Origin of the sequence: Agrobacterium sp. MCAB5, from assembly GCF_052114365.1 — a bacterium.
Classification (GTDB): Bacteria; Pseudomonadota; Alphaproteobacteria; order Rhizobiales; family Rhizobiaceae; genus Agrobacterium; species Agrobacterium tumefaciens.
Genome location: NZ_JBFREP010000019.1, coordinates 12,883 through 37,954, shown reverse-complemented (window position 1 = coordinate 37,954; position 25,072 = coordinate 12,883). Strand labels below are relative to the sequence as shown.

23 protein-coding genes are annotated in these 25,072 nt (G+C 58.0%); 8 read left to right on the top strand and 15 right to left on the bottom strand.

The window, feature by feature from the left end; genetic code table 11:
- Positions 1–16: 16 nt before the first annotated feature.
- From AB4Z23_RS26215 to AB4Z23_RS26185, 7 genes are all read right to left on the bottom strand, one after another.
- Positions 17–1,351, bottom strand: coding sequence for an ABC transporter substrate-binding protein (locus AB4Z23_RS26215; protein ID WP_162686789.1), 1,335 nt, complete (start codon positions 1,349–1,351; stop codon positions 17–19).
- Positions 1,352–1,449: 98 nt separating this feature from the next.
- Complete coding sequence (locus AB4Z23_RS26210; protein WP_441361046.1) at positions 1,450–2,511, bottom strand: branched-chain amino acid ABC transporter permease; 1,062 nt, start codon at positions 2,509–2,511, stop codon at positions 1,450–1,452.
- 1 nt (position 2,512) lies between these two features.
- Entirely contained in the window at positions 2,513–3,409 is an 897-nt protein-coding gene (locus tag AB4Z23_RS26205; protein WP_112651844.1) for a branched-chain amino acid ABC transporter permease, read from the bottom strand.
- Positions 3,409–4,326 (bottom strand): ABC transporter ATP-binding protein, encoded by a 918-nt coding sequence (locus tag AB4Z23_RS26200; RefSeq protein WP_112651846.1) that lies wholly within the window; start codon positions 4,324–4,326, stop codon positions 3,409–3,411. The genes AB4Z23_RS26205 and AB4Z23_RS26200 overlap by 1 nt, the downstream gene beginning before the upstream one ends.
- A 104-nt stretch (positions 4,327–4,430) precedes the next feature.
- Positions 4,431–5,534 carry a dimethylsulfone monooxygenase SfnG gene (sfnG, locus tag AB4Z23_RS26195; protein WP_019567191.1) on the bottom strand — a complete coding sequence of 368 codons (1,104 nt, stop codon included), beginning with the start codon at positions 5,532–5,534 and terminating at the stop codon, positions 4,431–4,433.
- 22 nt (positions 5,535–5,556) lie between these two features.
- Positions 5,557–6,147 (bottom strand): FMN reductase, encoded by a 591-nt coding sequence (gene msuE / locus AB4Z23_RS26190; protein ID WP_162706823.1) that lies wholly within the window; start codon positions 6,145–6,147, stop codon positions 5,557–5,559.
- Positions 6,148–6,499: 352 nt separating this feature from the next.
- Positions 6,500–6,706 carry a hypothetical protein gene (locus AB4Z23_RS26185; RefSeq protein ID WP_162706824.1) on the bottom strand — a complete coding sequence of 69 codons (207 nt, stop codon included), beginning with the start codon at positions 6,704–6,706 and terminating at the stop codon, positions 6,500–6,502.
- Between the two features lie 108 nt (positions 6,707–6,814).
- Between AB4Z23_RS26185 and AB4Z23_RS26180 the strand changes: the two genes are divergently transcribed.
- The 4 genes from AB4Z23_RS26180 to AB4Z23_RS26165 all read left to right on the top strand — a co-directional run bounded on the left by AB4Z23_RS26180 (position 6,815) and on the right by AB4Z23_RS26165 (position 9,828).
- A complete protein-coding gene (locus AB4Z23_RS26180; protein ID WP_441361045.1) occupies positions 6,815–7,756 on the top strand; it encodes a LysR substrate-binding domain-containing protein in 942 nt (313 codons plus the stop codon).
- Positions 7,757–7,925: 169 nt separating this feature from the next.
- Positions 7,926–8,681: an SDR family NAD(P)-dependent oxidoreductase gene (locus AB4Z23_RS26175; RefSeq protein ID WP_080802218.1), complete on the top strand. Its 756-nt coding sequence runs from the start codon at positions 7,926–7,928 to the stop codon at positions 8,679–8,681.
- Positions 8,682–8,909: 228 nt separating this feature from the next.
- A complete protein-coding gene (locus tag AB4Z23_RS26170; protein ID WP_333711640.1) occupies positions 8,910–9,611 on the top strand; it encodes a hypothetical protein in 702 nt (233 codons plus the stop codon).
- Between the two features lie 79 nt (positions 9,612–9,690).
- Positions 9,691–9,828: a hypothetical protein gene (locus AB4Z23_RS26165; protein WP_333675123.1), complete on the top strand. Its 138-nt coding sequence runs from the start codon at positions 9,691–9,693 to the stop codon at positions 9,826–9,828.
- A gap of 298 nt (positions 9,829–10,126) precedes the next feature.
- On the opposite strand, the gene AB4Z23_RS26160 is transcribed toward AB4Z23_RS26165, so the two are convergent.
- From AB4Z23_RS26160 to AB4Z23_RS26130, 7 genes are all read right to left on the bottom strand, one after another.
- On the bottom strand, positions 10,127–10,402 hold the full coding sequence (locus tag AB4Z23_RS26160; protein WP_003519315.1) for a hypothetical protein: 276 nt from the start codon (positions 10,400–10,402) through the stop codon (positions 10,127–10,129).
- 70 nt (positions 10,403–10,472) lie between these two features.
- On the bottom strand, positions 10,473–10,853 hold the full coding sequence (locus AB4Z23_RS26155) for a DUF6481 family protein (RefSeq protein WP_003519316.1): 381 nt from the start codon (positions 10,851–10,853) through the stop codon (positions 10,473–10,475).
- 361 nt (positions 10,854–11,214) lie between these two features.
- Positions 11,215–11,424, bottom strand: a complete 210-nt coding sequence (locus AB4Z23_RS26150) for a cold-shock protein (protein ID WP_003519318.1) — start codon at positions 11,422–11,424, stop codon at positions 11,215–11,217.
- A gap of 445 nt (positions 11,425–11,869) precedes the next feature.
- Positions 11,870–13,000, bottom strand: coding sequence for an NAD(P)/FAD-dependent oxidoreductase (locus AB4Z23_RS26145; protein ID WP_333711642.1), 1,131 nt, complete (start codon positions 12,998–13,000; stop codon positions 11,870–11,872).
- Between the two features lie 22 nt (positions 13,001–13,022).
- Positions 13,023–14,051 carry a Gfo/Idh/MocA family protein gene (locus tag AB4Z23_RS26140; RefSeq protein ID WP_323687007.1) on the bottom strand — a complete coding sequence of 343 codons (1,029 nt, stop codon included), beginning with the start codon at positions 14,049–14,051 and terminating at the stop codon, positions 13,023–13,025.
- Positions 14,052–14,070: 19 nt separating this feature from the next.
- A complete protein-coding gene (locus tag AB4Z23_RS26135; RefSeq protein ID WP_013637619.1) occupies positions 14,071–15,579 on the bottom strand; it encodes an amino acid ABC transporter permease/ATP-binding protein in 1,509 nt (502 codons plus the stop codon).
- A 60-nt stretch (positions 15,580–15,639) separates the two neighbouring features.
- Positions 15,640–16,473: an ABC transporter substrate-binding protein gene (locus tag AB4Z23_RS26130; protein ID WP_025591769.1), complete on the bottom strand. Its 834-nt coding sequence runs from the start codon at positions 16,471–16,473 to the stop codon at positions 15,640–15,642.
- A gap of 225 nt (positions 16,474–16,698) precedes the next feature.
- On the opposite strand from AB4Z23_RS26130, the gene AB4Z23_RS26125 reads away from it, so the two are divergent.
- From AB4Z23_RS26125 to repC, 4 genes are all read left to right on the top strand, one after another.
- A complete protein-coding gene (locus AB4Z23_RS26125; RefSeq protein WP_141193934.1) occupies positions 16,699–17,766 on the top strand; it encodes a LacI family DNA-binding transcriptional regulator in 1,068 nt (355 codons plus the stop codon).
- Positions 17,767–18,186: 420 nt separating this feature from the next.
- Positions 18,187–19,470, top strand: coding sequence for a plasmid partitioning protein RepA (gene repA, locus AB4Z23_RS26120; RefSeq protein WP_003518687.1), 1,284 nt, complete (start codon positions 18,187–18,189; stop codon positions 19,468–19,470).
- The gene (gene repB / locus AB4Z23_RS26115) at positions 19,467–20,492 is read left to right on the top strand and encodes a plasmid partitioning protein RepB (protein WP_019567178.1); all 1,026 of its coding nucleotides are present in this window, start codon (positions 19,467–19,469) and stop codon (positions 20,490–20,492) included. The genes repA and repB overlap by 4 nt, the downstream gene beginning before the upstream one ends.
- 202 nt (positions 20,493–20,694) lie before the next feature.
- On the top strand, positions 20,695–21,909 hold the full coding sequence (gene repC / locus AB4Z23_RS26110) for a plasmid replication protein RepC (RefSeq protein WP_441361044.1): 1,215 nt from the start codon (positions 20,695–20,697) through the stop codon (positions 21,907–21,909).
- A gap of 642 nt (positions 21,910–22,551) precedes the next feature.
- On the opposite strand, the gene AB4Z23_RS26105 is transcribed toward repC, so the two are convergent.
- Positions 22,552–25,065, bottom strand: coding sequence for a CoA transferase (locus AB4Z23_RS26105; protein ID WP_441361043.1), 2,514 nt, complete (start codon positions 25,063–25,065; stop codon positions 22,552–22,554).
- Positions 25,066–25,072 lie beyond the last annotated feature (7 nt).

Sequence of the window (25,072 nt, the reverse complement as noted above, 5' to 3'; positions counted from 1 at the left end):
TCCGACCACGCAAACATCAGTTCGTCACGGAATTCGCATCTTCCGACGTGCGAAGCTTGATGCCCTTTTCAGCCGCATAGGCCTCGGACGACTTCTCGATGATCGGGCGCAGCAGGGCCCAGTCCGGTGCGATCCAATCGGAAACCACGTTCCACTTCTTGCCGTCCCACTGCTGGAACGTCACGTAGCCGTTACCCTCATGGTTATCCCAGGTTACATTGATCGAGTGGAAGAGATCCTTGGCGCCCAATGCCTCGACACGGGCTGGATCAAGCTGCAGATGCTCGAAGCCCCAGCGAACTTCGTCGCCGGTCAGGGTGCGCTTGCCGAATTTCTCCTGGGCGATCCGCACCGCCTCGACATTAAGAATACCGTTGACGATACCGAGATTGTGATAGACGGAGCCGATGCGGCTCTTGTCATCAAGGTTGCCCTTGCCGGCGTCGTAGACGGTTTTCACGATTTCCTTGACCACCGGATATTCGGCACCGGATGCCTGGGTGGTGATGGCGGTGTAGCCCTTGGCAGCGTCGCCGGCGGGAATAACGTCCTCTTCCGAGTTGGACCAGACATTGCCGATGATGTGATCCACCGGAAAACCGGTTTTCGCCGCGGTCTTCAACGCCACCGGGTTCATGACGCCCCAGCCGCGCAGCACGACGTAATCCGGCTTGGCACGGCGGATCGTCAGCCACTGCGACTGCTGCTCGTTGCCCGGATGCGGGACTTCGATCTGCTGAAGGTCGAAGCCATACTTCTTGGCCAGCAGGTCATAGATCGGGATCGTTTCCTTGCCATAGGGAGAGCCGTGGTAGAGCACGACGATCTTCTTGCCCTTCAGTCCTCCAACCCCGCCTTCCTTGGATGCAATGTAGTTCACGATGCCGGAGGTTTCGCTGTAGGGATTGAGCAGCAGCGGGAAAACATAGGGAAAAACACGGCCATCAGTCGAATCCGTGCGGCCGTGGTTGATGGTAATGAGCGGTACCTTGTCTTGGGTGATGCGGTCGATCATGGCATAGGCTATGCCGACCGACAGCGGGTTCCAGGCCGCAACGCCGGGATTGCTCTTCAGGCGTTCATAAGCTTCGACCCCTCGCTCAACTTCGTACTGGGTTTCGGCTTCGGACCATGTCAGCTTGACGCCGTTGATACCGCCGTCCCTGATGTTGATGAGATTGAGATAATCGATGAATCCGCCGAAAAAGCCCGTGCCACCGGCTGCATAAGGCCCGACGCGGTAGCTCTGCAGGGGGAAGTACTGTTCATCGGCCATGGCCGGGGAGGCGATGGCGGCGAGGCTGATGCCGGCAGCAAAGGCTGCTGCTTTCATTTTCGTGTAGAAGGTCATATCTGGACACACTCCGTCTGTCGGCTGGCGCTCGGCCATCCGTGTTGGTTTCAGGAATTCGTTGCTGATAAGCTTTTCTTGTTGGAAGCCTTTGCCTGTCAGGGCCGGCTTCGAGGAATCCACGCCCGCCTGACGGCAGCCGTAATGCGTAACTTCAAGCGATCCCACAATGACACGAGGCCATCAGGTTCCAGGATCAGAAACAGTATGATCAAGGCACCGAGAACGATGCGCTGCGTCATATCGAGCACTCCGGAATTAAAGACATCCCCCAATAGCAAAGAGCCAAGCCGTGAGAGGACGAGCGGAAAGACGACGATCAAAGCCGCGCCGAAGAAGGCACCCCGGATCGAGGCAAGCCCGCCAATGATGACGATGAAGAGTATTTGGAACGAGCGGTCTAGATTGAAGCCGGCCGGCTCCACCGTGCGAAGATAGGCAAAAGCCCAGATTACCCCGGCAACCCCGACGATGAAGGACGAGATTGCAAAGGCGAGCAGCTTGGTGCGAAGCACCGGAATGCCGATGATGCGTGCGGCGGTCTCGTTGTCGCGCACGGCAATGAAGTTGCGGCCGGTCTGCGACGATACCAGGCGGTAGGCGAGGAACGTGAGGACGGCGACAATGGTCAGCGCGAAGAGATAACGCCCGATCGGCCCTTCGAAAGAAATCCCGGCCAGCGATAGCGCTGGCGCATCGATCACGCCGGATGCGGATTCGTTCGAGAACCAGCTGAATTTCGTCAACGCCCATTGCACGAAGAACTGCGCCGCGAGAGTCGAAACGGCGAGGTAGAAACCGCGCAGTCGCAGGCTCGGCAGGCCAAAAACTATGCCGATTGCTGCGGCGGAAAGACCGGCAAGTACAATCGAAACAATAAGCGGCAGCGCATCGATACGCAGATTGAAATTGTATGCCGCAAAGGCACCGATGGCCATGAATGCGGCCGAACCAAGCGAGACCTGACCCGCATAGCCAGTCAAAAGGTTGAGACCAACCCCGGCAAGGCTGAGCGCAAGAAACGGCAGCAGGATTGCCTCGAAGAGGTAACTGGTGCCGATGAACGGCACGACGAGATAAGCAACGGCGAGCACTGCGACCGTGCCGGCATGGCGCGGCAGGGAGAACGACGATGAAAGATCGGCTGTAACGGCGGACATATTAGACCCTTTCCACGAGCTTTTGACCGAAGAGCCCGGACGGGCGGATCAGCAGGAAGGCAAGGGCCACGACATAGGCGAACCACCCCTCGATGCCGCCGCCGAAATATTCGCCGATATAGACCTCGGCGAGCTTTTCCGACGCGCCGACAATCAGTCCACCGATGATCGCGCCGAGAATGGAATCGAAGCCGCCGAGAACGAGCACCGGCAGAGCCTTCAGCACTACCAGCGACAGCGAGAACTGCACCCCGAGCCGCGCACCCCAGAGCAGCCCGGCGACCAGGGCAACGAGGCCTGCCGCCGCCCAGACGCTCGCCCATATCCAGGGCAGCTTGAGACCGACGGCAAGCGCCGCGAACTGGTCATCCGCGACGGCGCGGAAGCCGAGGCCGATGCGGGTATAGCGGAAGAAGGCCGAGAGAGCCGCCACCATGCCAGCCGCAACGACTGCGGCAAAGATGTCGAACTGGCTGATGAAAACGCCACCAACATCAAAGGGAATGTCCTCGATACCGAGATCAAGCCCATGAACCTGCGTACCCCAGAGGAGTTGGGCCGCTCCCTCGATGATGTAGGAGAGGCCAAGCGTCGCCATGAACAGCGTGATCGGTGGCTTGTTGGTGAGCGGCCGAAGCACCGTACGCTCGATCGCAACACCGATGAGGACCATGATGGCAAAGGTAATGGCAAAGGCAGCCACAAAAGGCACGCCACGCTCGACAAGGCTGACAAAGGTCAGCGCCGCGAACAGGAGAAGCGCGCCCTGCGAAAAGTTTAGGACACCCGATGTCTTGTAGATCAGCACGAACCCGATGGCGACGAGGGAATACATGACCCCGGAGAGCAACCCGCCGACCAGCACCTCGGTAAAGAACAACCAATCAAACGCAGCCATCAGATACCCTCCCCGTCTTCGTTTTCCGGCGCAGCGCCGAGATAGGCATCGATGACACGATGATCGCTGGCAATTTCCGCAGGCGTGCCATCGGCGATCTTGCGCCCGTAGTCGAGCACCGCGATGCGATCTGAAAGACCCATCACCACGCCAATGTCATGCTCGATCAGAACGACGGTGACCGCATATTCGTCACGCGCGAGACGCACATAATCGGCAAGTTCGTTCTTCTCCGTCGCCGTCATGCCAGCCATGGGCTCGTCAAGCAGCAGAATGCGTGGCTCGGCGGCAAGCGCACGCGCGAGTTCCACCCGCTTCTGCAATCCATAGGGCAGCGTGCCGGCAAGCCGGTCAACATGGGGCGTCAGATGCAGAAAATCGATGATCCGCCCTGCCCGCTCGCGGGCATCGGCCTGCTCGCGACGAGCGCTCGGCAGACCGGCTATCTGGCTCAGGAAATTTGCCCGCTCGGCGTAAGCCCGCCCCGTGGCAACATTATCGAGAACACTGAGACCCTTGAACAAGGCGAGGTTCTGGAACGTCCGCGCCACGCCGAGACTGGCGAGCTTCTCAGTCGGCACTGGACGATAGGCTTTGCCATTAATCGCTACATGGCCACGATCCGGGCGGTAGACGCCTGAGATAACATTAATCAGCGAACTCTTGCCGGCGCCGTTCGGCCCGATAATACCCAGGATTTCGCCCTGCTGCACGGCCAGGTCGATATTCTCCAGAGCGACGACGCCTCCAAAGGAAAGGTCAATACCGCGAAGCTCCAGCACAAGTTCTTTGGCGGCGTCCACCGCGCGGCGTTCTTGCCCGACATGCTCGCTGGGCAAGGCAATGTGTTGGCGAATGTCCGTTGGGATCGCCACCTCCGCGCCAAGGCTTGCAACCAGAAAACTCGATGCTGACATCGTTCAGTCCATGCTCCGCCCAATGGGCACAGGTTTCCAATCACGGAGGCGGTCCCCCGTGGTGCAGGCGGCGGCCAAAGGCCGCTGCCGTCTGATTTGCGCCATTACTCCGCAGCGATTGCTGCGCTGATTTCCGCCTGTTCCAGTTCGCGCACGAGCGGGATGACATGCTTGCCGAAATACTCGACTTCTTCCTGAAAATGCAGGAAGCCCAGCAGGATAAGGTCGGCGCCGGCGCGTTTGAGGTTCACCACGCGTTCGGCAACCTGCCGCGGAGTGCCGATCAGGTTTGAGCGGAAGCCGTCATTATACTGAACGAGGTCTTCGAAGCTGGACTTCGCCCAGTTGCCCTCGCCTTCGGGAGAAGACTTGCCGGCATTTTTTACCTCATGGCCGAAGGCATTGACCGCTTCCGGATTGGCCTTTTCGATGATCTCGGCAAGCACGGCTCTCGCCTCTTCCTCGGTCTCGCGCACGATGGCGAAAGCGTTCACGCCGACTTTGACCGCGTGGTTGTTTTCCTTGGCCTTGACGCGAATGTCATTCACCTGCTTGGCGATTTCCTCCGGCGTGTTGCCGTTGGTGAAGTACCAGTCGGATACGCGGGCCGCCATATCGCGAGCCGCACGCGACGAACCGCCCTGGAAGATTTCCGGCTGCGGATCAATCGGCTTCGGCTTGAGGGAGTAGTTGTTGAAGCGGTAGAAATCGCCGCGGAAGGTGAAATTGTCTTCCGTCCAGATGCCGCGCAGAGCCCGGATGAATTCTTCCGAACGGCGGTAGCGTTCGTCGTGATCGAGCCAAGGCTCGCCGATGGCGTGAAACTCGCCGCGGAACCAGCCGCTGACGATGTTAACGGCAACGCGACCGTTGGTGAGGTGATTGATCGTGGCAATCTGTTTGGCGGCAAGCGCGGGGTTCCACGGACCAGGCAGAATGGCGGCGATGACCTTGAGCGTCGTCGTCGATTCCAGCAGAGCGTGACTGAACGACACGGATTCATGTTGGAATTCGGCACCGTAGCCGGCGGTGAAGCGGATCTGGCTTAGCGCGTAATCGAAGCCGCTCGCTTCAGCGATCTGCGCGAGCTTGCGGTTGTAGTCAATTGTCCAGCTGGTGCGCTGCTCGATGTTCGATATTACGAGGCCGCCGGACACATTCGGCACCCAATAGGCAAATTTCACGGGCTCGGCGTGGTGTTCAGTCATGGAAATCTCCTCTTTTCTGATGTCAGTTGGCGACCGCGTCGTGTGAAACGAGGCGAAGGGCCGAGCGGTGATCGTCGGCGACAAGGTTTCTGGCCGGCAGTAGATCGATCAATTCGGCAACGGCACGCTCGATGCGCGCCTCAACCACGGGGTTCGAGAGCGTGTATCCGGTGAAATCCGCCTCAACGGCGTAGACCGTCGTTGGCACTGTAACGGCGCCAAAGAAGCCGAACAGCGGCCTGAACTGATGCTCCAGCATGAGGCCATGCAGTGCTGTACCGCCCGTTGCCGCAAGGATCACGCGCTTGCCTTGAAGCGCACGGAAATCGACGAGATCGAACAGATGCTTTAACGCGCCGGTGTAGGATGCGCGGTAGACAGGCGAACCGACGACAAGTACGTCGGCACCTTCCACAGCATCAATAATCCTGCGGCCGGCCTCATCCAGTTGATCTGCGCGAAGAGCCCTGAACAGGATCGGCGCCGCCACAGCCAGATCGACCGTGTCCACAGAGACGCTTGCCCGTCTCTCGATCGAGTTCAGGATGTCCGAGACAATGCTTGCCGTTCGTGACGGTTGTTTAACGCTGCCGCTTATTCCAAGTACGTTCATTGTTCGCCTCACTCCTGTTACCTTTAATTTCTATAGTTTTCATAGATAATCAAAGATGCAAATTCCAAAGTGAGGGCATTTTGAGGAAACCAATCTTGTGCATTCGCCCTCTGGCGCAAAGGACTAAGCAGGCAGTGCCAGTGAGCAGCGAAGCGTTTAGGCGCCACGTCGCTCGTTTGTCGTGACCGACATACAAAAACAGTCGCGTTCTCCCTCACCAGAATTGAATATGAGGGTGTGGCTCATTTCACTGTATTAATGGCATGCCAGCCATCGAACCGCCCCGCATCGATTGATGAATGACTGACGAGCGATCTACGTCGATAAAATGCACACTTCGGTAGCGCTCAAGTCAGCGCATTTGCGAAGGATAGGTGTCATCGACTGCGTGCGGTCTTTCCGGCATGGCATTTTGCGTGTCGCCGCCATGCCGCGCCTTACTATCAAGGCGATTGGGGCGACGAAACCAGCCGAAAACGTACCATTTACCGGATTTCTCTGCACAGAGAAGCCAAGCCTCGCTGTATGGCGTCGACTGTGTTTTAGCGACAATCAGCATTCGAGGTCTTGTGGGAGGCACGCGACCGACTGAGAGCAAGAAATTAAATGGTCTTGGTCGCGGTTCCGATATAGTCGGTTATCGTAGATCTAAACTGCAGGGCGTTGCATGGACCAGATACTCGCCATACGAACATTCGTTCGCGTCGCCGAAGCCGGATCTTTTACCAAGGCTGCGGACACAATGAATCTCCCACGGTCGTCAGTTAGCAAGCTCGTGCAGGATCTTGAAGCACATCTCGGGACAAAACTCGTTGAGCGGACCACTCGGTCGGTGACAATGACCACGGAAGGTATTGCCTATCACCAGCGCGCCCTTCGCCTGCTTGCGGATCTGGACGACATGGACGGTACCGTCACCGGCGCCCGCAGCGCGCCCAAGGGAAGGCTTAGGATTGATATTGGTTCTGTCCTGGCGAACCGGATCCTTATCCCGTCCCTTTGGGACTTCCAGCGCCAGTATCCGCAGATAGACCTGCTTCTCGGCGTCAGTGATCGATCTGTCGACCTTATTGGCGAAGGGATCGATTGCGTCATTCGTGGTGGTTCACTTGGCGATTCATCCCTCAGGGCGAGGAAGCTATGCGAACTCGACTACGTGCTCTGCGCAGCGCCAGTTTATCTCGCCGGAAAAGAACTGCCGATGCATCCAGACGACATTCAGGCGCATCGTGTCGTCAGCTATTTTTCGGCGTCATCCGGTAAACGGTTCCCGCTGCGCTTTCAGCGGGGCAACGAGCAGACCGAGTATATGCCGATGTCAAGCGGCATTTCCCTCAACGAAAGCACGRCGCATTTGAATGCGTTACTAGCCGGGTTGGGTATCGGCCAAAGTTTCGGTTTCCTGGCAAGACCTAATATCGACAAGGGTTTGCTGATCGAACTGCTTCCTGACTGGAAGCCTGAAAACCATGTTCTGCACCTGGTCTATCCCGCTGACAGATTTTCAAACCCGCGGCTGCGGGCATTCTCGGACTGGGCGGCGAAAGTGTTTGAAGGCGTCGACGCAAGGCGCGGCGCGGCGATGGAGACTGTCCATACAGATGGATAATGTCTCCATACGAACTGGCTTCTCCCTGCAGGGCTGAGGAATTACGTTCTGTACATCGGACGGCGACGACAGGCCCCAAGGCCGGCGCCACCTCCCGCATAGCTTTAGACCGTCAACAGGCCGCGAATTCGGACTGACCCTTTCGCGCGCCCAGCCTTAGGAGAATAAAATGACCAAGAGACTAGCAAATAAGATTGCAATCGTGACCGGTGCAACGAGCGGCATTGGCCTGTCGACCGCCAGGCTTTTCGCAGCCGAAGGAGCCCGGGTCTACATTACAGGTCGCCGCAAGGACGCTCTGGACGAGGCCGTCGCAGCGATCGGCCACGGCGCCGTCGGCATACAGGCGGACTCGGCAAAGAACGACGAACTCGACGACGTCTTCGCCCAGGTGAAGTCGCAACAGGGACGCCTTGATGTCCTGGTCGTCAACGCCGGCGGCGGCAGCATGCTTCCCCTCGGCGAAATCACCGAAGAGCAGGTTGACAACACGTTCGATCGCAATGTGAAGGCGGTCATCTTCACTGTTCAAAAGGCTCTGCCACTGATGGGTCGGGGTTCGTCGATCGTTCTAACGGGTTCGACCGCCGGCACAGAGGGCACGGCCGCATTCTCGGTCTACTCAGCCTCCAAAGCGGCCGTCCGCAACCTCGCCCGCTCCTGGGCTCTCGATCTCAAGGGCACTGGCATACGCGTGAACGTCGTTTCCCCCGGAGCAACGCGCACGCCCGGACTTGTGGAGCTTGCTGGTGATGACAAGGAGCAGCAGCAGGGTCTGATYGACTACCTAGCTTCCCGTATTCCGCTCGGTCGCGTCGGTGAGCCCGACGAAATCGCCAAGGCGACCCTCTTCCTCGCCTCCGACGATGCGAGCTTCGTCAACGGCGCCGAACTGTTTGCCGATGGTGGCCAAGCCCAGGTCTAAATCCTTGGACGGGAGCGGGCCGCGCCCGCTCTTTTTTCTCCTGGGGCACCAGCGTTCACAGACCCATCAGAATGCACCAATCTGTTTCGATGAAGTCGCTCTGGTTCAAACTGCCTCCAAAAAGCACCGTTGAATCGCTGACTGGTCAGGACTTCAATGAATGAGATACGTTGGCTTCGTTTATCGCGGAAGACGATGATAAACTCATTCTGATGATTGAGAGAAAATATGGAAATTGAATCCAATACCGACATCGTATCCAATGAGTTGGAATCCTTTACCATTACTCGGGTCGAGGCCAAGCACCCAAAGTGCATTGCTTTGTTCGCAGTCGGTCGTGGCGGTAATCCGTCACGCCACCGTCATTTGCTGCAGGCCTTGGCTAACGGGAATTGCACGGTCATCGCACCACACTTCGAAATGCTGACCTCAATCGCGCCGACCAAGGCCGAGTTGGACATGCGCATCCGCAGGCTCGAAGCATCTATAGACGAATGCACCTCCAGCAATCTCCCCATCGTGGGTATCGGGCATTCCATTGGAGCTACGGCCATGCTCGCCCTTCAAGGTGCCGAGGGAGAAACCCTTGATGGGCAGCAACTGATTACAGGCTCCACGCCACGCCTCGAGCGACTGGCAGTCTTCGCTCCGCCAACGGACTTCTTCCGCCGTCCAGGTGCGCTTGACCGTATCAAGATGCCGATGAAAATCTGGGTGGGAGCCAAGGACACAATCACGCCCCCGGCCCAGTCTCGTTTTCTCATGGATGTTCTAACAGCCCAGGCATCTGTGGCGCTCCAAGTTGATCCCGATGCCGGCCATTTCACATACATGGACGAATTGCCACCAAATGTCCCGGAACCTCATCCAGATCGACACACTTTTCTCGCTGGCTTGGCCGATGAAGTAACCGCGTTCTTAGTCGCATAGCGGCTAATGCGGTTAGCAGATAACCGTCATGCCGCGACCGTGGGACAAGCATTGCTTTTAAAACACCCGGTAGGTCCGCATGCTGTCAGCGATTTGTCCACGCGCCCTGGCAGACAGCCTTGAACAGGTCGTTGACGCGTCAATCGACACCAACGTCTTTCCACTTGGTCTACTGGTCGAGGAAAGTGGCTCGCTGCGTTGCCTCAATGCCCGCTGACAGTGCGGCGAGTTGCGAGGGTCTGCCACCAGTCGCGCTCAGATCCGCATGGGCAAAATGATCGAACAGACCGTGATTGAATAAACTGTTAGCTCTCACGGAGCCGAGAGCTCGATCCACTGATGTGGAATATCGGGCACGTCAGTTTCAGCTTTAAGGCCAGCTCGGCCACCCTGGCACAGAGAAAGGAGAAAAAGCCAATCCCTCAACCAAACCCTGATCAGAAAATCGTACTCGGAGGTTGCGCACTTCTCCTTGGAAATCGGCTCGGTTCCTCGTTGAAACCGATGTCCAGGGGTCAGGCACGGTCGTAAGTGAAGGACGTCAGCAATGTCGTCACGAAGTTGCTCGCCCTTTCCTTTACAAGCACTTCAGTCCACTCGTCGGTTCCTCGAAGTCGAAGATCGGAGTGGATGCTGTCGACCGCAGCTTCTTCAATACGTTTTATATGGGCCTTGAAATTCGCTTCTCCACCGTCATGGTACATGTCGCGAATGACCATGCGCAGGATTTCCTGGATAGCGATTTGCCACGACGTGTTGATTGCCTGGAGCTCGTTATTATCCGGTGCCATGGGGCTGCTTTCGTTAGAGTGTCACCAGCATGACGCCGTCATGTTGTGGGGTCGGCGTGCAAGGGCAAGGTTAGGCTTGTCTTGCCTTGCGGTTAGCGTAGCGCCGGTCGCGTTCAGCCTTTCGCATCGTCTCATCTTCAATGACTCGGGCTATACGTGCCTTTTCGGCACTCTCCCGCGCTTCGATTTCTGCGACTGCGACCGCCTCAATCGCTGCCTGGCGCTCCAAAGCGTCGGTCTCGATACGCTGCTGTTCCTCAAGCTTCGTGCGCTCGCGTTGAAGACGTCGCTCTTCTCGAGCTGTGGCAATGGCTGCTCGTTCTGCCTGTCTTGCCAGCCTGGAAGGTTCTAAAGCGGTCTTTGCCGCGCGGTACGCATTGAGCAGAGCAGCTTTGGCTTCGGTAGATGCGGCGCGACGGTCGGCGACGTCATTGTTTCGGGCGTTCTTCATGGATATCCTGATAATGAGTGGAAGAGAGATCATCGCGTTTTGGCGCGTTTTATGACCGGACTGATGGAGCAGTGGCCTGCCTTCTTGGCGAGACGTGCCGCTGGCAGCCATTCGGTCTACGGGGCGTGAGCGCCGTATTCCGACACTACCGCAAGGTTGCTTTTGACAGAAAATAACATCTGGATGCCGGTGAGGCAGATCGTCGTCTGCAAGGCGGATCCACTTTGTTTTTCTGCTCTTGCAATCTCAATTGGTTCGGCTTGAAACCGAAACGAAAAAGGCCAGGCAAAACGCCTGACCTTAATGAAGCAGCTTCCGACAGTGCCAGTACATCCGTGGTCAAAGGGAAGCAAATCTTGATTTATGCGGCCTGCAGATTGGTAGCAGACATCTTGCCCGACTTGTTGTCGCGCTCGAGTTCGAAGCCGATCTTCTGGCCTTCAACGAGCTCGCGCATTCCGGCGCGCTCGACAGCGGAGATATGAACGAACGCATCAGCGCCGCCATTGTCGGGCTGGATGAAGCCGAAGCCTTTGGTGGAATTAAACCATTTTACTGTGCCAGTGGTCATGTTGAACCCTTTCAAAGCATAGAGTGTAGGACCGCGAAGCTGATGCTGCGCAGCGAGGAAACCGACTATTTTTGAAATGGAAGTTCGCTTAAAGCGCGGTGCCAATCGCGCGGTAGACAAAGCTCGGCAAGCAAAAGATCGATGATTTATGTATAACGGACAGAAGTCGTCGCGTCAACGATTAGTTTTCAAATAATGCAAACTCACCTTTAGATTGTGCGGCGCGTCGCGACGCAGGGTGCCAACTCCTGCCCGCGTGGTGCCGGTTTTTCTATGCGTGGCAACGGTCTGATTGTATCTCTGAACCCTAGGTTTTCTCCAGGGTCCGTGCAGCCGACAAGGGCATTAGCCTTATGTAAGAGACCGGACGGGCGTTTCCATATCAATAAAAAATGCCGGCCGCGGCGGCGGCCGGCTCATTTTGGCGATATCTGCCTGACATTGCTCAATTCAGGGAGAAGCGGCCCGGTCGGAAGGTTGCGAGCATGGGATGTTCGGTGCCTGTCGCAACCTCGAACGCGAGCAGCTCGCCCACGATGAGGCCGAGTGTAGCGCCGCTGTGGCTGAAGGCCACGTAGTAACCGGAAATACTCTTGATGGCTCCAATCACCGGCTCGCCATCGCCGGGGATCGGTTTGCCACCAACGCCGATGGAAGCCACCTCGAGTTTCGGATTGCCTTCCATCACCCGCGCAGCCTCAACCAAAAGCTCTGAAACAACGCTATCGTCGATATCATAGCTGCCGTCTGCGCGCACTGTCACACCCTCATCGGCCGCCCAGTCGGCATCCAGGGAGAATGTGCTGTCCGGCGCCGGGCGAACGGCGACGCGCGGTGTATTGAGAACAGCGCGCAGGGGATGGGCGAGCGGCCTCGTCTGCACGAGAAGGGCGATCGGTGTCCCGTCGGCAATGGTCTGTCCGCTTTCCGCAGCCATCTTCGGGACGGCAGGACCGGTGGCAAGCACGACGGCATCCGCCCGATGGAGAACAGCATTTGCAGTTTGCGCGCCAATGACACGACCACCGTCGATCACCACCCGTGCAGCACCCTGGTCCGTTACCAGAACGCCACCGAGTGCGAAAAACTCCTCAAGCAGCACACCAATCAGCGTCGGCAAATCGACCCAGCCTTCGCCGGGATTGTAGATTGCGCCCTGTGGAGTGATTGCGCCGGCGTCGACACCGGGCACCACGCGGGCGACTTCGGCTGCTGAAAGGCGCTGCGCATCATAGGCAAGCGAAACTTCGTGGCGATAGGCCGCGTCGATCTCGTTGCGCTCGTCATCCGCGTCCCAGGTCAACCCGCCATCAAAGCGAAGCCATTCTGCGCCGGGATTCTGCGCCGCGAATGTGCGATACCGGTCGATGCCGGCCATGCGCAGCCGATGATAGGGCTCAGAGCGCATGCGTGCCGAGTTCAGCCAGGACAGCGAGCGGCCGGAGGCACCATTGGCCGGCGGCCCGTCATTGAGGATCGTCACCTTAATGCCGCGCCGCGCAAGCTGTACGCCAGTGGAAACGCCGAAGATACCGGCGCCGATGATGACGGCCGAAGAGATGGTGTTGTCGGTCATGGAATTGGCTTTCAATCAATTGTCATACGGATGGGGGTAAGGCATCGGGGATCTCCCAGCGACCGCTGGCTGCGGAGCGGAACAGCGCGTCAATCGCCGTCATATTCGCGATTGCGTCGCCAAGCCCCGTCTCGAGTGGCCCGCCGGAGAGAACAGCCTCGGCGAATGCATCGGCCTGTTCGCGATACTGGTCGACAGGCCCGATCGCGATCTCCTCGCGGCCGCCGCCGGCAAGATCGCGACCATCATCAAAGACAAGGATGGTCGGCTCATCAGCTGGTGCATTGAAGGGAATGGGGATTTCCAGACGCCCGCACGTTCCAAGCACCGTGACCTTCTGCGTGAGGCAGAGTTGTGTGGAACAGGTGAAGGCAAGCTGCCTTCCCTCTGGAAACGCAAGCAGCCCGCTCGTCAGCCGGTCCGTGCCGAAGACGGGATCGCGCTCCATGAGGGCGATCGCCCGTACCGGTTCCGCGTCGAACAGGAACCGCGCCGTGTTGATGGCGTAACAACCAACGTCGAACAGACCGCCGCCGCCAATATCAGCCTGGTTGCGTACATTCCCGGGGTCGTCGAGATAATAGGAAAAGATCGTCTGGATGGCCCTCACCTCGCCGAGGCGCCCCTCGGCAATCAACGCGCGCGCCTTTTTCCATTGCGGATGGTGGCGCACCATGAAGGCTTCCGCGACCGGCAGGCCCGCCGCCTTTTGTGCCGCTGCCAGTACCCTCGCCTGCTCGGCATCAAGCGCGATCGGTTTCTCGCAGAGTACGGGTTTGCCCTGCGCCAGTGCCTTTATCGTCAGTGGCACGTGCAGATGATTGGGCAAAGGGTTGTAGATTGCGTCTATTTCCGGATCGGCAAGCAGTTCCTCGTAGCTGCCATAGGCCTTGGCGATGCCGAAGCGGGCCGCCATCTCCTTCGCCTTCGCGGCATCGCGCGAGGCGATTGCCGCAACGCGCCCCAGGCGGCTGGACTGGATGGCGGGAATGACCGCCTTGGCAGCAATGCCTGCGCAACCGAGCACACCCCATCGTATCGTTTGTGTCATTGGTTTCTCCTCCCGGCGCTCAGAGCACTTCCGCTAGGAAGCGCTGGAGACGCGGGCTTTGCGGGTTGTCGAATATTGCCTCTGGCGTGCCGGCTTCAACGACGCGCCCCTCGTCCATAAAGACGACCTGATCGGCCACCCGGCGGGCAAATCCCATTTCATGCGTGACGACGACCATGGTCATGCCACGCGTGCCGAGCTCGGCCATGAGGTTGAGCACGCCCTTGACCAATTCCGGATCGAGCGCACTCGTCACCTCGTCGAAGAGGATAACCTCCGGTTCCATGGCAAGCGCACGGGCAATGGCAACGCGCTGCTGCTGCCCGCCGGAAAGACCGCCCGGACGGTGGTGCTGGCGGCTCGCAAGGCCGACATCGGCAAGCCTTGCCTTGGCGATGCGCTCGGCCTCGGCTGCGGGCAGGCCCTTGATCTTCGTAAGCGACAGCATGACGTTTTCCAGCGCCGTGTGGTCGGGAAAGAGGTTGAAATGCTGGAATACCATGCCGACCCGGCGGCGCAGCGTTTCCGGCTTCATTGCGAGAATGCTTTCGCCATCGATAAGAATATCGCCGCTCTTCGGCTCGACCAGACGGTTGAGCCCACGCAGCAAAGTCGATTTTCCGGATCCGGACGGGCCGATGATGCAGGTGACGCTGCCTGGCTTGACTAAAAGATCGACACCCCTCAGCACATCAAGATCGCCATAGGCCATACCGAGACGGCGCACATCAAGGCTGCCGCCCTTGAACGAGACGCCAGTCGCGCGAGCTGCACTGTCGAGTTCACTGACTTCCTCCAGTCCGCTGGTGATGACGGAGGGGCGCTGCTTGCCAACCCGCAGACGATTGTCGATCGCATTGACGACATGGGTAAGCGGCACGGTAACGACGAGATAAAATACGCCTGCCAGCAGGAGCGGTGAAAGATTGCCGGTCACCACTGCCTGGTCCTGTCCCACGCGAAAGATCTCACGCTCTGAGGCCAGAAGCCCGAGGAAATAGACCAGGCTCGAATCCTTGACGTTGCCGATGAACTGGTTGACGAGGGCCGGCAGAACGCGGCGCACGCCTTGCGGCACGACGATAAGGCGCATGCCCTGGCCATAGCTCATCGACAATGCCCGGCAGGCCTCCATCTGCCCACGGTCGACGCTCTGGATACCAGAGCGGAAAATCTCGCCGATATAGGCACCGGCAATCAGGCTGAGTGCCAGAATGCCGAGCGGATAAGGCGATGGACCGAAGAGCTCGCGGCCAATGCGGGCAAAACCCTGGCCAATGAGGAGAATTGTGACGATGGCCGGCAGGCCGCGGAAAATATCGGTATAAAGACGAGCGGGAATGCGCAGCCAGGGCGAGCGGGAAATGCCCATGATCGCGAGCATCATGCCGATGGCCACGCCAAGCACAGTCGAGGTCGCAGCCAGGATCAGCGTATTCTTGAGACCAACGGTGATCATGGTCGGCAGCACTTCGGCCATGGCATTCCAGTCGAGGAAGCTACGGCGCAGGTTTTCAAGCCAGTTCATCAGGATATCCCTTGAAAGAAAGGCCGGTCCGACCGGTAAAGGCCGGACCGGAAGGTGGCATCACTGCTTGGGAAGATATGCCTGCGGCATCGGCGTGCCGGGGAACCATTTTTCGTGCAGCTTTTTCCAGGTGCCGTCCTGCATGGCCTCTTTCAGGCCCTTGTTAAGCGCCTCGCGCAATGCGTCGTTACCCTTGCGGATGACGAAGCCGGCGGGCGCGTCGAAGCTCGGAATGTTGACTGCGACTTTTAGCGCCGGATAACGGGCGGAATAGTCCTTTGCAGCCTCGAAATCGAGGAAATGTGCATCGACCGTCCCGTTGTTGAGTGCGGAAACGGCAGAATTGTTGTCCGGGAACTTCACGAGATCGGTGCCGGCAAAATTCTTCTCGGCATAGATTTCCTGGAGTGTGCCCTGCACCACACCGAGACGCTTGCCTTTGAGACCCGCTGCATCGGTGATGCCTGGCTCCGAAGTGAGGACGCTCAAGAAACCTGCAAGATAACCATCAGAGAAATCAATGGTCTCCTTGCGCTTGGCAGTCGTGCCGATCGCAGCGGCCGCAACATCGAAGCGGCCGTTGGCGACAGAGGGCATCAGGGCCGAGAATTCCTGGCCGGTGAACACCACCTGTTCCTTCTTGAACCCAAGACGTTCGGCTACGTTGAGGAACAACTCTATGTCGAAACCGGTAAAGTTGCCGTCGGCGGTGGTGAAGGCATAAGGCTTGGCATCGCCCATCGTGCCGACACTGATGGTGGCGGGATCGATGAGGCCAAGCGGATTGTCGGCAAGTGCGGGCGTAGCCGCGCCTGCAAGGACACCGAGTGTGATCGCGGCCGTGGTCGCGCGGATTTTTGCGAAGGCGGATGTTAAGGCTTGGGTAAATTGCATTGGTTTCTTCTCCTCTGGTGTCGTTGTCTGCGATAAATTCAAGGCGCACGGGTCCCACCCGGTCGGCGGCATGACGTCACCTACCCGGCCCACGCAGTTCGCATGTCGGAAGTCTTTTTATATTTGAGACCGGTCTCAATTAGAAAGAGACCGGTCTCTTTGGGTATTGGCAATTGTTATCTTCGCATTTGCCAGTCGTCAAGTTCTCTTGTAAGGCTAACGCTTATGGACAAGAACCCACCTAAAACTCCTTCCGTTACAGTCGCTGACGTCGCACGCCAAGCCGGCGTCTCAAAGGCAACGGCTGCACGCGTGCTGGGTGGCTACGGAACCGTCAGCGACCGGGTGAGAGAGGCGGTCCTGGCAGCGGCTCAGTCCCTCGATTATCGCCCCAATGAGCTTGCTCGCAGCATGACGACAGGTCGTTCAGGCACCATCGGCGTCGTGGTGGGAGATATTGAAAACCCCTTTTTCAGCCTTGCCGTGCGAGGCATCACGGATATTGCCCGGCAGGCAGGCTTCACCGTCATCCTCATTAACTCGGGTGAAGACGTCGTTGCGGAAAGAGCGGCCATCCGCACTCTGCTTGCCAAGCGTGTCGACGGTCTCATCGTCTCGCCGGCCAAGGAAAACGATGTCGAGCATCTGCATGAGGTTATTCGCTCGGGGCTGCCGCTCGCGTTGCTCGATCGTGGAAGCGACACGCTCGATGTCGACACCGTTATTGCCGACGACCGGCATGCCGCCGAGAATATTACACGCCGGCTGATTGCGCTCGGCCACCGCCGCATCGCCTATTTAACCGCCTGCGACACGCCGGATCATCGGTTCCGCAGTGCAGACGACATCAGTACCGGTTCGGTCAGGCGACGCATCGAAGGGTATCTTGGTGCGTGCTGTGAGGCTGGTCTGACCAACATGGAAAGCTGGGTACAGGTCGGTGCCGTCACGCAGCAAGAGACGCATCGCATCGTTACCGAAATGCTCCAGTCGGCGCAGCGTCCGACGGCAATCATTGCATCGGACAGTATAATCGGCCTGGAGGTGTTCAAGGTTCACCGTCAACTGGGGCTTAGCATCCCGGACGACCTGTCGCTGGTATCGTTCCATGATGCGGATTGGACGTCTGTAACAACGCCTCCCGTGACCGTCGTGCGCCAACCCGTCTACGATCTCGGTGCGACGGCGGCCAGGTTGCTGGTCGACCGGCTAAATGGCAAAGGTCAGACGGTCCGCAAGGTCGTTCTGAAAACCGAAATCGTTGAACGTGCCTCCATGCGGGAAGCACTTTGACTCGGTAGACGGTGTTGAAATGCTGCTTTGATCCCTCCGTCTTTTGTGACGGCCCCTCGCCGATCGATCCGCTGTCACTATTATCGCCAACGTAAAAACGGCGCTGGTCCTCGGTCAGACAGAATCCGATAGATCGGCTCGCAGCCGGCCCCTTTTAGTATGGCCGAGTGGTTGCCTCTTGAGATCGAATGTCGTTCGATTCGCCATGGGGTAGATTTTTTGCAGTGAAAATCTCGTTTCGACCGACGCTGATGACCTTGATTGCCGAGCAAAAATGCAGTTGCCGCCGAAGGGGCAGGATGTCCGAAACATTCTATAAGTATCTGATTGTAATTTATAAAATGGCCGCCTCTATTCCCCTGTCAACCACGGACGTCAATATCCGGTTAACCGTAAATAACTGGACGGCGAAACAGAATCATGTTGTACCTTTGGCGGACGATGGTCGGCAAACCGGCGAATGCCCGCCAAGAGGAAAATATGGCGATAGCAAAACACGCAGAAATGACGAGCGGTCAGAAGGAAGACGCGGGCGCCAAGATCATGCGTCATGCGGGTCTTCTGTCTCAGCAGTTGCAGGACCTTCGCACCCGCATGTATCCTCCGAAGTCGGAGAAAAGCCTGCGACCGTTCCTCACCAACGAAGTCTCCAAGCTGACCTCAATACCCGATTCTACGCTGAAACTTATGTCGAGCGAAGGCCGTGGACCGATCCCTGGCCGGCTGGAAAATAACCATCGTGTCTATACGCTTGCTCAGATCAATGAATTGCGCGAGCTCTTTGCCGCCCAAAAGCCTTCTGAAGCGCTGAGATTTTCTCCTCGCCGACGCGAGGGCGAGCATCTCCAGGTCGTTGCGATCGCCAACTTCAAGGGCGGCAGTGCCAAGACCACGACCTGCGTCCATCTTGCGCATTATCTCGCGCTGCAGGGCTACCGCGTACTTGCTCTTGATCTCGATCCGCAGGCATCGCTTTCTGCACTGTTCGGCGCGCAACCTGAGTTTGACGTTGGTGCCAACGAAACGATCTACGCTGCTCTTCGCTACGACGACGCCGAGCGCCGGCCAATCCGCGATATCATCCGCAAGACCTATTTCGACGGGATCGATCTGATACCCGGAAACCTCGAAGTGATGGAATATGAGCATGAAACGCCGCGGGTTCTGGCGCAGAAATCGGGCTCGGGAGCGATCTTCTTCGAACGGTTGAAGCTTGCTCTTGCCGAGGTTGATCAGGACTAYGACGTCGTCATTCTCGATACTCCGCCGTCTCTCGGGTTTCTGACGCTGAGTGCGATTTATGCTGCGACCAGCATGATTATCACGGTACACCCGGCGATGCTCGATGTCGCATCCATGAGCCAGTTTCTCCTGATGATGGGGGACCTGATAAGCGTGCTCAATGAGAGCGGAGCGCAGCTTGATCAGGATTTCATCCGCTATCTCATTACCCGCCATGATCCCAACGACGCACCACAGTCTCAGGTCGTTGCGCTGATGCGCCATCTCTTCGGAACGGATGTGCTTCTTCCGACGCTGATTGAAAGCACCGCTGTCGAGGCAGCAGGACTTGCAAAGCGCTCGATCTACGAACTCGAAATGGGCCAGATCGGCCGTGACACGCATAAACGCGCACGCGAGGCGGTCGATGCCGTCAACGAAGCGGTCGTGAAACTCATCAACACCAGCTGGGGACGCACATGACCAACAAGTCATCGCGTAAATCCATCGTTGCCAATTTTGGCCTGCTGTCGGCGGAACTTGAAAACCGGCTGGCGACCGATGCTCCTGCCTCCCCGCAGCAACCTGCACCAACTGCACGTGTCGGTGCCGGCGTGATCGGTGCGGCGCACAGGGCGATCGACGACATCAAATCGGAACGTGACCGCCTCAAGGCGCTTGTTGAATCGGGTGGTGGTGCGATCAGAGAGCTCGACCCGTCAAAGGTCGATCCCTCTCCCTTTCCCGATCGTCTTCCAGATGACGATGCATCGGATTTCGAGTCTTTCAGGAACTCGATAAAGTCCGAGGGTCAGAAGGTCCCGATCCAGGTCCGCAAGTCACCAGCATCGCCCGATCGCTATCAGGTTATCTACGGCCATCGCCGGCTCCAGGCAGCGCGCGATCTTGGAATTCCGGTCAAGGCGATCGAGGTCGAGATTTCCGACGTCGAGCTTGTCATTGCGCAGGGTATTGAAAATGCCGATCGCCAGGATCTGACCTGGATCGAGCGCACCCTGTTTGCCCGCCGTATGGATGATGCCGATGTGAAGCCTCGTGATATCAAGGCGGCATTGTCTATCGACGATCCCGAGCTTGCACGGATGCGAGCGGTTTATCGCGCCCTTCCGCTCGATATCGTCGAGACAATTGGTCGGGCAGCCAAGGTCGGTCGTCCAAGGTGGGTGGAGTTTGCAAAGGCTTTCTCCGAACAGCCTGACCTGCACGATGAACTGCGCAGCGTGCTTTCGGCCGCTACGCAAAGACGGCTTGGATCCGATCAAAAGTTTCTTGCCGCCTTTAACGCCCTGAAACCTGCCGCACCGTCGAAGGCCGGCAAGATGATTGCCGGCGCCGCAGGCGAACCACTTGGCAGCTTTTCGCGCACGAACAAGGATATCCGTATTTCGGCGGATACACCGGCCGGAGCAGAATTCCTGCGTTTCATCGAAGCGCAGCTGCCATCACTGGCTGAGCGGTTCACGCGYGAAAGATCAAAGATTTGAACTGAAGCCGAGAAACAGACTTCGGAACCATTTTAAGTAAGGAAAACGCGCAAAAGAAAAAGGCCCCCGAAACGTTGCCGTCATGGAAGCCCTTCTCGTCGTGTGAGAGCTAGAGAATCGCATTTCCATGAATCCTAGTCAAGAGTCTTTGGCACCGTTTTGGTGAGCGTAAATCTTTTGCCTTTTTGAAGAGGCGAGGGACATGGAAGGTGGACAAGTGACGACGCCGTTTGGGCGGCGKTCGGTAACGCTTGCGCTTGTGAAGCAGCAGATTGCCACGACCAGGATCAAGGAAGGCAAGTCGGCAGACAAATGGAAAGTYTTCCGCGACRCATCGGAGGCGCGAGAGGTGCTTGGTCTGCAGGATCGCAGCCTTGCAGTGCTCGATGCGCTTCTGAGTTTCTATCCTGAAAATGAGCTGCGCCAGGACGCACAGCTYATCGTTTTCCCGTCGAACATYCAGCTGTCAATTCGTGCGCATGGCATTGCGGGCGCTACCCTGCGGCGTCATCTTGCCCTGCTTGTCGATGCAGGGCTGATCATCCGCAAGGATAGTGCAAACGGCAAACGCTACGCCCGAAAGGATGGTGAAGGCTCGATCGAGCATGCCTTCGGTTTTGACATATCGCCGCTTCTGATGCGCGCCGAGGAACTGGCATGCCTTGCCCAGCAGGTGGCTGCCGATCGGATCGCGTTCCGCAGGGCAAAGGAGAACCTAACGATCTGCCGGCGGGATATCCGCAAGCTGATTACGGCGGCCGTCGAAGAGGGAGCTGCAGGCGATTGGGACGARCTGGAAGAACAATATCTGGCCGCTGTCAGGCGAATTCCTCGAAACCCGACGCTCGACGAACTGAGAGATTTGGGCATCGAGATGGATAATTTGCGGCAGAACATCATCAACCAGTTGAATTCCGATGATTTTTCTTCAGAAATGACCACCAATGATGCTCAAAATGAGCGTCACATACAGAATTCAAATACAAACCTCCTTAATGAACTTGAACCTAGCTCTGAAAAAGAGCAGGAGGCGAAGCCGAGCCCGAATAAGCAGGCCGAACATGTGCCGATTAAGGCTTTTCCGATTGGTCTCGTCTTGCGCGCCTGCCCCGAGATTTTAAACTACGGTCCTGAAGGCCAGATCAGAAACTGGCGAGAACTCATGACGGCCGCCGTGGTGGTCAGATCGATGCTCGGGGTGAGCCCGTCCGCATATCAAGAGGCCTGTGAGGTGATGGGTCCGGAGAACGCGGCAGTGACGATCGCCTGCATTCTCGAGCGGGGCGGTCACATCAATTCGGCCGGCGGGTATCTCAGAGACCTAACCAATCGGGCCAAGCGAGGTGAGTTTTCGCTGGGGCCGGTGCTGATGGCGCTATTGCGGGCGGCCGGTCATTCGGTGAAGGCAACGGGGTGACGTTGACGTAATGGATGAGGGTTCCCGTTGCGCCGGTGTTTCCATCTGGAGACTGGAGCATTTGAGGAATCCACATCCAGGTTTGGGGGCTTTCCCTTCATTTTCCGGCCTTCCATATCAGTTCCTTCCGCCTCAATGTTTRCGAYCCAACGACAGCTGAACTCTTGTTGGAYTGCAGCCAGGTTAAAAGGCCGAGAGAGACTGACATCAGCTACCGGACGTTGTTCACGGAGCTGATGCGGCGGACGTTGGGTGCCTAACTTGCGGCGGACTTCCGTTTGGAAGCGTAGTTCGTGACTGTGACGGTCAAATAACGCGACTATTGGTGTTTCAATCTCACTAGCCCCGTGGACAAGGATGAGCGAAGCTATGTCGGGTCACACTACGATAAGCAGATCACRGTGCGKTATGATCATACGGCACCCWGATGAMGATTGTGGTTATCTGCACTAGGGATTGATCACTTTCACCCCGGCAGCCTCGAAAGTGCTTATATAAGGAATGTCGAGGCAAAAAGTTCTTTCATGGCACTTCCTCCCAAGGTGCGAGGTTGAATATCTAACCCGTTAATGCCATCGCGCACTTGGACGGGCCGTGAGCGGCTTCGGTATCCTCCTCAGAACACGAAGCTGCCGTGTCCTGCTAACTCGGCAGATACTCTGCGCTCCAACTCTCGCTGATCGTGCCGGATGCAATCAACCGATCGATCTCGTTATCGGTGTAGTTCAGGTCGCGGAGAACGGCGCGCGTGGAGGCGCCGTACTTCTCCGCTGGCGTTATAGCCGTCACCTTGCCGACTGCCGGACGGATGGCGAAGGGGTCGAGCTGAGTGACGGTGTGCCCGCTCGGATGGTCTGGAAAAACCGAGAATGAATAACTGCCCCGGTCGATCCCCGGCGTGCCGTCGGCAATGCGGGCGCTGCGGCTGCGGATCTCCTCGATGTTCTCGCAGAGAGATACGCCGATATCGGCTTTCTGCAGGCGCTGTTGCCAGGTTTCAGCAGGTGCCGTCATGAAGGCTTTCGCCAGACAGGCCTCGCGATCGGATGCGGCCATCTCGACAATTGCCTCAAGCCCCTCCGCCCTGCCGAAGCGTGGCAAATCAACTTCCGAAGCACAGAGGAGAATATGATCCCCCGACGCCGTTTCGTAGAGCTGCGACAGGGCGTTATATCCCTTGGTCTCGCGACCGGAAGGCTCATCGAAGGGACCTCGGTTGGTATAGTCATAGCAGAAGGGTATCTGGGCGAGACCGGTAAGCGCTGACAGCGAGGTCCGCGGACGGCCGATGACCCCGGTTCTGGATTTCTGATACGAAGCCGCTGCAATGCCGAGCGCAGCGCCGAAACCGCACATGACGTCAATGGTACCGACATGGGCGTGTTCCTCCGGCGTGTCCATGGAGCCGCCGAAACGCAACATGATGCCGGTTGCCGACTGCACGAGGTCGTCATAGCCGAGATAGTCGGTACGCGGACCGGTGCGCACGCCGCCGAAGCAATCGAGCTGGCAGAAGATCGCTTGGGGGTTGAGCGCTTTCAGGCTTTCGGCATCGAGCCCCATCGCCTTGACCTGACGGTCGGTGGCGTTCCAGACAACGACATCGACTGAGCGCACCAGTTCTTCGAACACGATGCGGCCATCGGGCGAACCAATGTCCAGCAGCACGGACTGTTTCCCGCGCATGTGGGACATGCCGAAGATCACGGTGTTCCAGCAGTCATAGAGCGGCTTGGCCGGATCGATCTTGATGACCTCCGCACCGAAGCGGGCAAGATAGGCGACCGAATGCGGACCGGCGATCACATTGCACAGATCGAGAACCTTGACGCCGTCCAGCCAGCCGCCGGGGGCCTCATTCGCTACAACCGGCAAGGAAGGGTGCTCCATGCCGGCGAGCAGTGCTAGCGCCTCCTTGGCCGTTCCCCAACGTCTCGGGCTTGGCGTTAACATAGGTTCGGCGCTCTCCTGCAGCCAGGCCATAGGCCCCGGCTGGGTCATGCGGCCGAAGATCGGATCGTCCACTTCGATCATGAGGCCGGCAGCCTTGGCATGATCGTCGGCGATCCATTCCTTCAGCCAGCGTTGCGGCGCACCCGGAAACAGCCCTTCTCCGAAGACACGTTCCCATTCAAAAGCCGTTTTGGTCAGGAAAACATCCTTCATGCGAGCCGCGATTTTGTCAGCCCAGAATTTTGGGAGCGGATAGACACCGAGCGAAACGTCCGAAGACCACTGCGAAAMTGGAAGATAGGTGTCTTCCTCCTCGCGCAGTCCTTCAGCAACGAGCTCGTCGTAAATGCCAAGCGCTTGCAGGCAGCGTTTGGCATGGTTCTTGTGGCTGGGGCAGACGACGTAGAACATCCGCCCGTCGGCGCACCTATAGCTGCGATAGAAGGGATCGAGAAACTCCTGGAGGTCGTCAAAAGACATGTCCATTTGCAGGTCCTCRCCGCGCCGACGCTCGATTTCCCGCTCGCGCTGGGTTTTATAACGCAACGGATAGTCGTCAATCAGAATGGAATTGTAGGACAGGCCCTCCATCACAGCGCTTGCCAGCGGCACCTCAATATGATCGCCGTGGCCGGTGCGCTCACGCGCCTGAAGCGCCAACACCGTCGCGGAGGCCGCAAGCATCGTACCATATGCGGAAGAGAGTGGAAGCGGCGAGAAAGACGGGTTGATACCCATAAGAACGCGGTTTAAGCCCATATCCGTAAAGACGCCCGACGAGGCTGCGATCACTGTCTCGAAGGCTCGCCAGTCCCGGCGGAGTTCATCGTCGGAGGCGAAACCTGGGATAGACAGGGTGATCAGCTCAGGCCGCGATTTACGCAAAGCCGAAAAATCGATCCCGAGCCGGGCAAGCACACCAGGGCGGAAGTTCTCGATCACAATATCAGCCTCGGCCACCAGCGCTTTCGCCTCAAGCAAACCCTTCTCCGTTTTGAGGTTGAGTGCGACGATCAGCTTGTTGCGGTTGAGGATGGCGTTGGCGGGATTGTCCCAGAGCGGCCCGCTGGGGGGATCGATATGCACGACGGTCGCGCCGAGATCGCCAAGGATCATGGCCACGGCCGGGCCAGCAATATACTGCCCAAAATCAACGACTCGAACGCCGGAAAGCGGAAGCGTTGAACGTGCTATTGATGTCATCCTGTAA

What these genes read in the sequence shown, in the direction of transcription:
- AB4Z23_RS26215 (WP_162686789.1), bottom strand. Translation starts at nt 1,351, where the DNA reads ATGACCTTCTACACGAAAATGAAAGCAGCAGCCTTTGCTGCCGGCATC.
- AB4Z23_RS26210 (WP_441361046.1), bottom strand. Translation starts at nt 2,511, where the DNA reads ATGTCCGCCGTTACAGCCGATCTTTCATCGTCGTTCTCCCTGCCGCGC.
- AB4Z23_RS26205 (WP_112651844.1), bottom strand. Translation starts at nt 3,409, where the DNA reads ATGGCTGCGTTTGATTGGTTGTTCTTTACCGAGGTGCTGGTCGGCGGG.
- AB4Z23_RS26200 (WP_112651846.1), bottom strand. Translation starts at nt 4,326, where the DNA reads ATGTCAGCATCGAGTTTTCTGGTTGCAAGCCTTGGCGCGGAGGTGGCG.
- sfnG (WP_019567191.1), bottom strand. Translation starts at nt 5,534, where the DNA reads ATGACTGAACACCACGCCGAGCCCGTGAAATTTGCCTATTGGGTGCCG.
- msuE (WP_162706823.1), bottom strand. Translation starts at nt 6,147, where the DNA reads ATGAACGTACTTGGAATAAGCGGCAGCGTTAAACAACCGTCACGAACG.
- AB4Z23_RS26185 (WP_162706824.1), bottom strand. Translation starts at nt 6,706, where the DNA reads ATGCTGATTGTCGCTAAAACACAGTCGACGCCATACAGCGAGGCTTGG.
- AB4Z23_RS26170 (WP_333711640.1), top strand. Translation starts at nt 8,910, where the DNA reads ATGGAAATTGAATCCAATACCGACATCGTATCCAATGAGTTGGAATCC.
- AB4Z23_RS26165 (WP_333675123.1), top strand. Translation starts at nt 9,691, where the DNA reads ATGCTGTCAGCGATTTGTCCACGCGCCCTGGCAGACAGCCTTGAACAG.
- AB4Z23_RS26160 (WP_003519315.1), bottom strand. Translation starts at nt 10,402, where the DNA reads ATGGCACCGGATAATAACGAGCTCCAGGCAATCAACACGTCGTGGCAA.
- AB4Z23_RS26155 (WP_003519316.1), bottom strand. Translation starts at nt 10,853, where the DNA reads ATGAAGAACGCCCGAAACAATGACGTCGCCGACCGTCGCGCCGCATCT.
- AB4Z23_RS26150 (WP_003519318.1), bottom strand. Translation starts at nt 11,424, where the DNA reads ATGACCACTGGCACAGTAAAATGGTTTAATTCCACCAAAGGCTTCGGC.
- AB4Z23_RS26145 (WP_333711642.1), bottom strand. Translation starts at nt 13,000, where the DNA reads ATGACCGACAACACCATCTCTTCGGCCGTCATCATCGGCGCCGGTATC.
- AB4Z23_RS26140 (WP_323687007.1), bottom strand. Translation starts at nt 14,051, where the DNA reads ATGACACAAACGATACGATGGGGTGTGCTCGGTTGCGCAGGCATTGCT.
- AB4Z23_RS26135 (WP_013637619.1), bottom strand. Translation starts at nt 15,579, where the DNA reads ATGAACTGGCTTGAAAACCTGCGCCGTAGCTTCCTCGACTGGAATGCC.
- AB4Z23_RS26130 (WP_025591769.1), bottom strand. Translation starts at nt 16,473, where the DNA reads ATGCAATTTACCCAAGCCTTAACATCCGCCTTCGCAAAAATCCGCGCG.
- AB4Z23_RS26125 (WP_141193934.1), top strand. Translation starts at nt 16,699, where the DNA reads ATGGACAAGAACCCACCTAAAACTCCTTCCGTTACAGTCGCTGACGTC.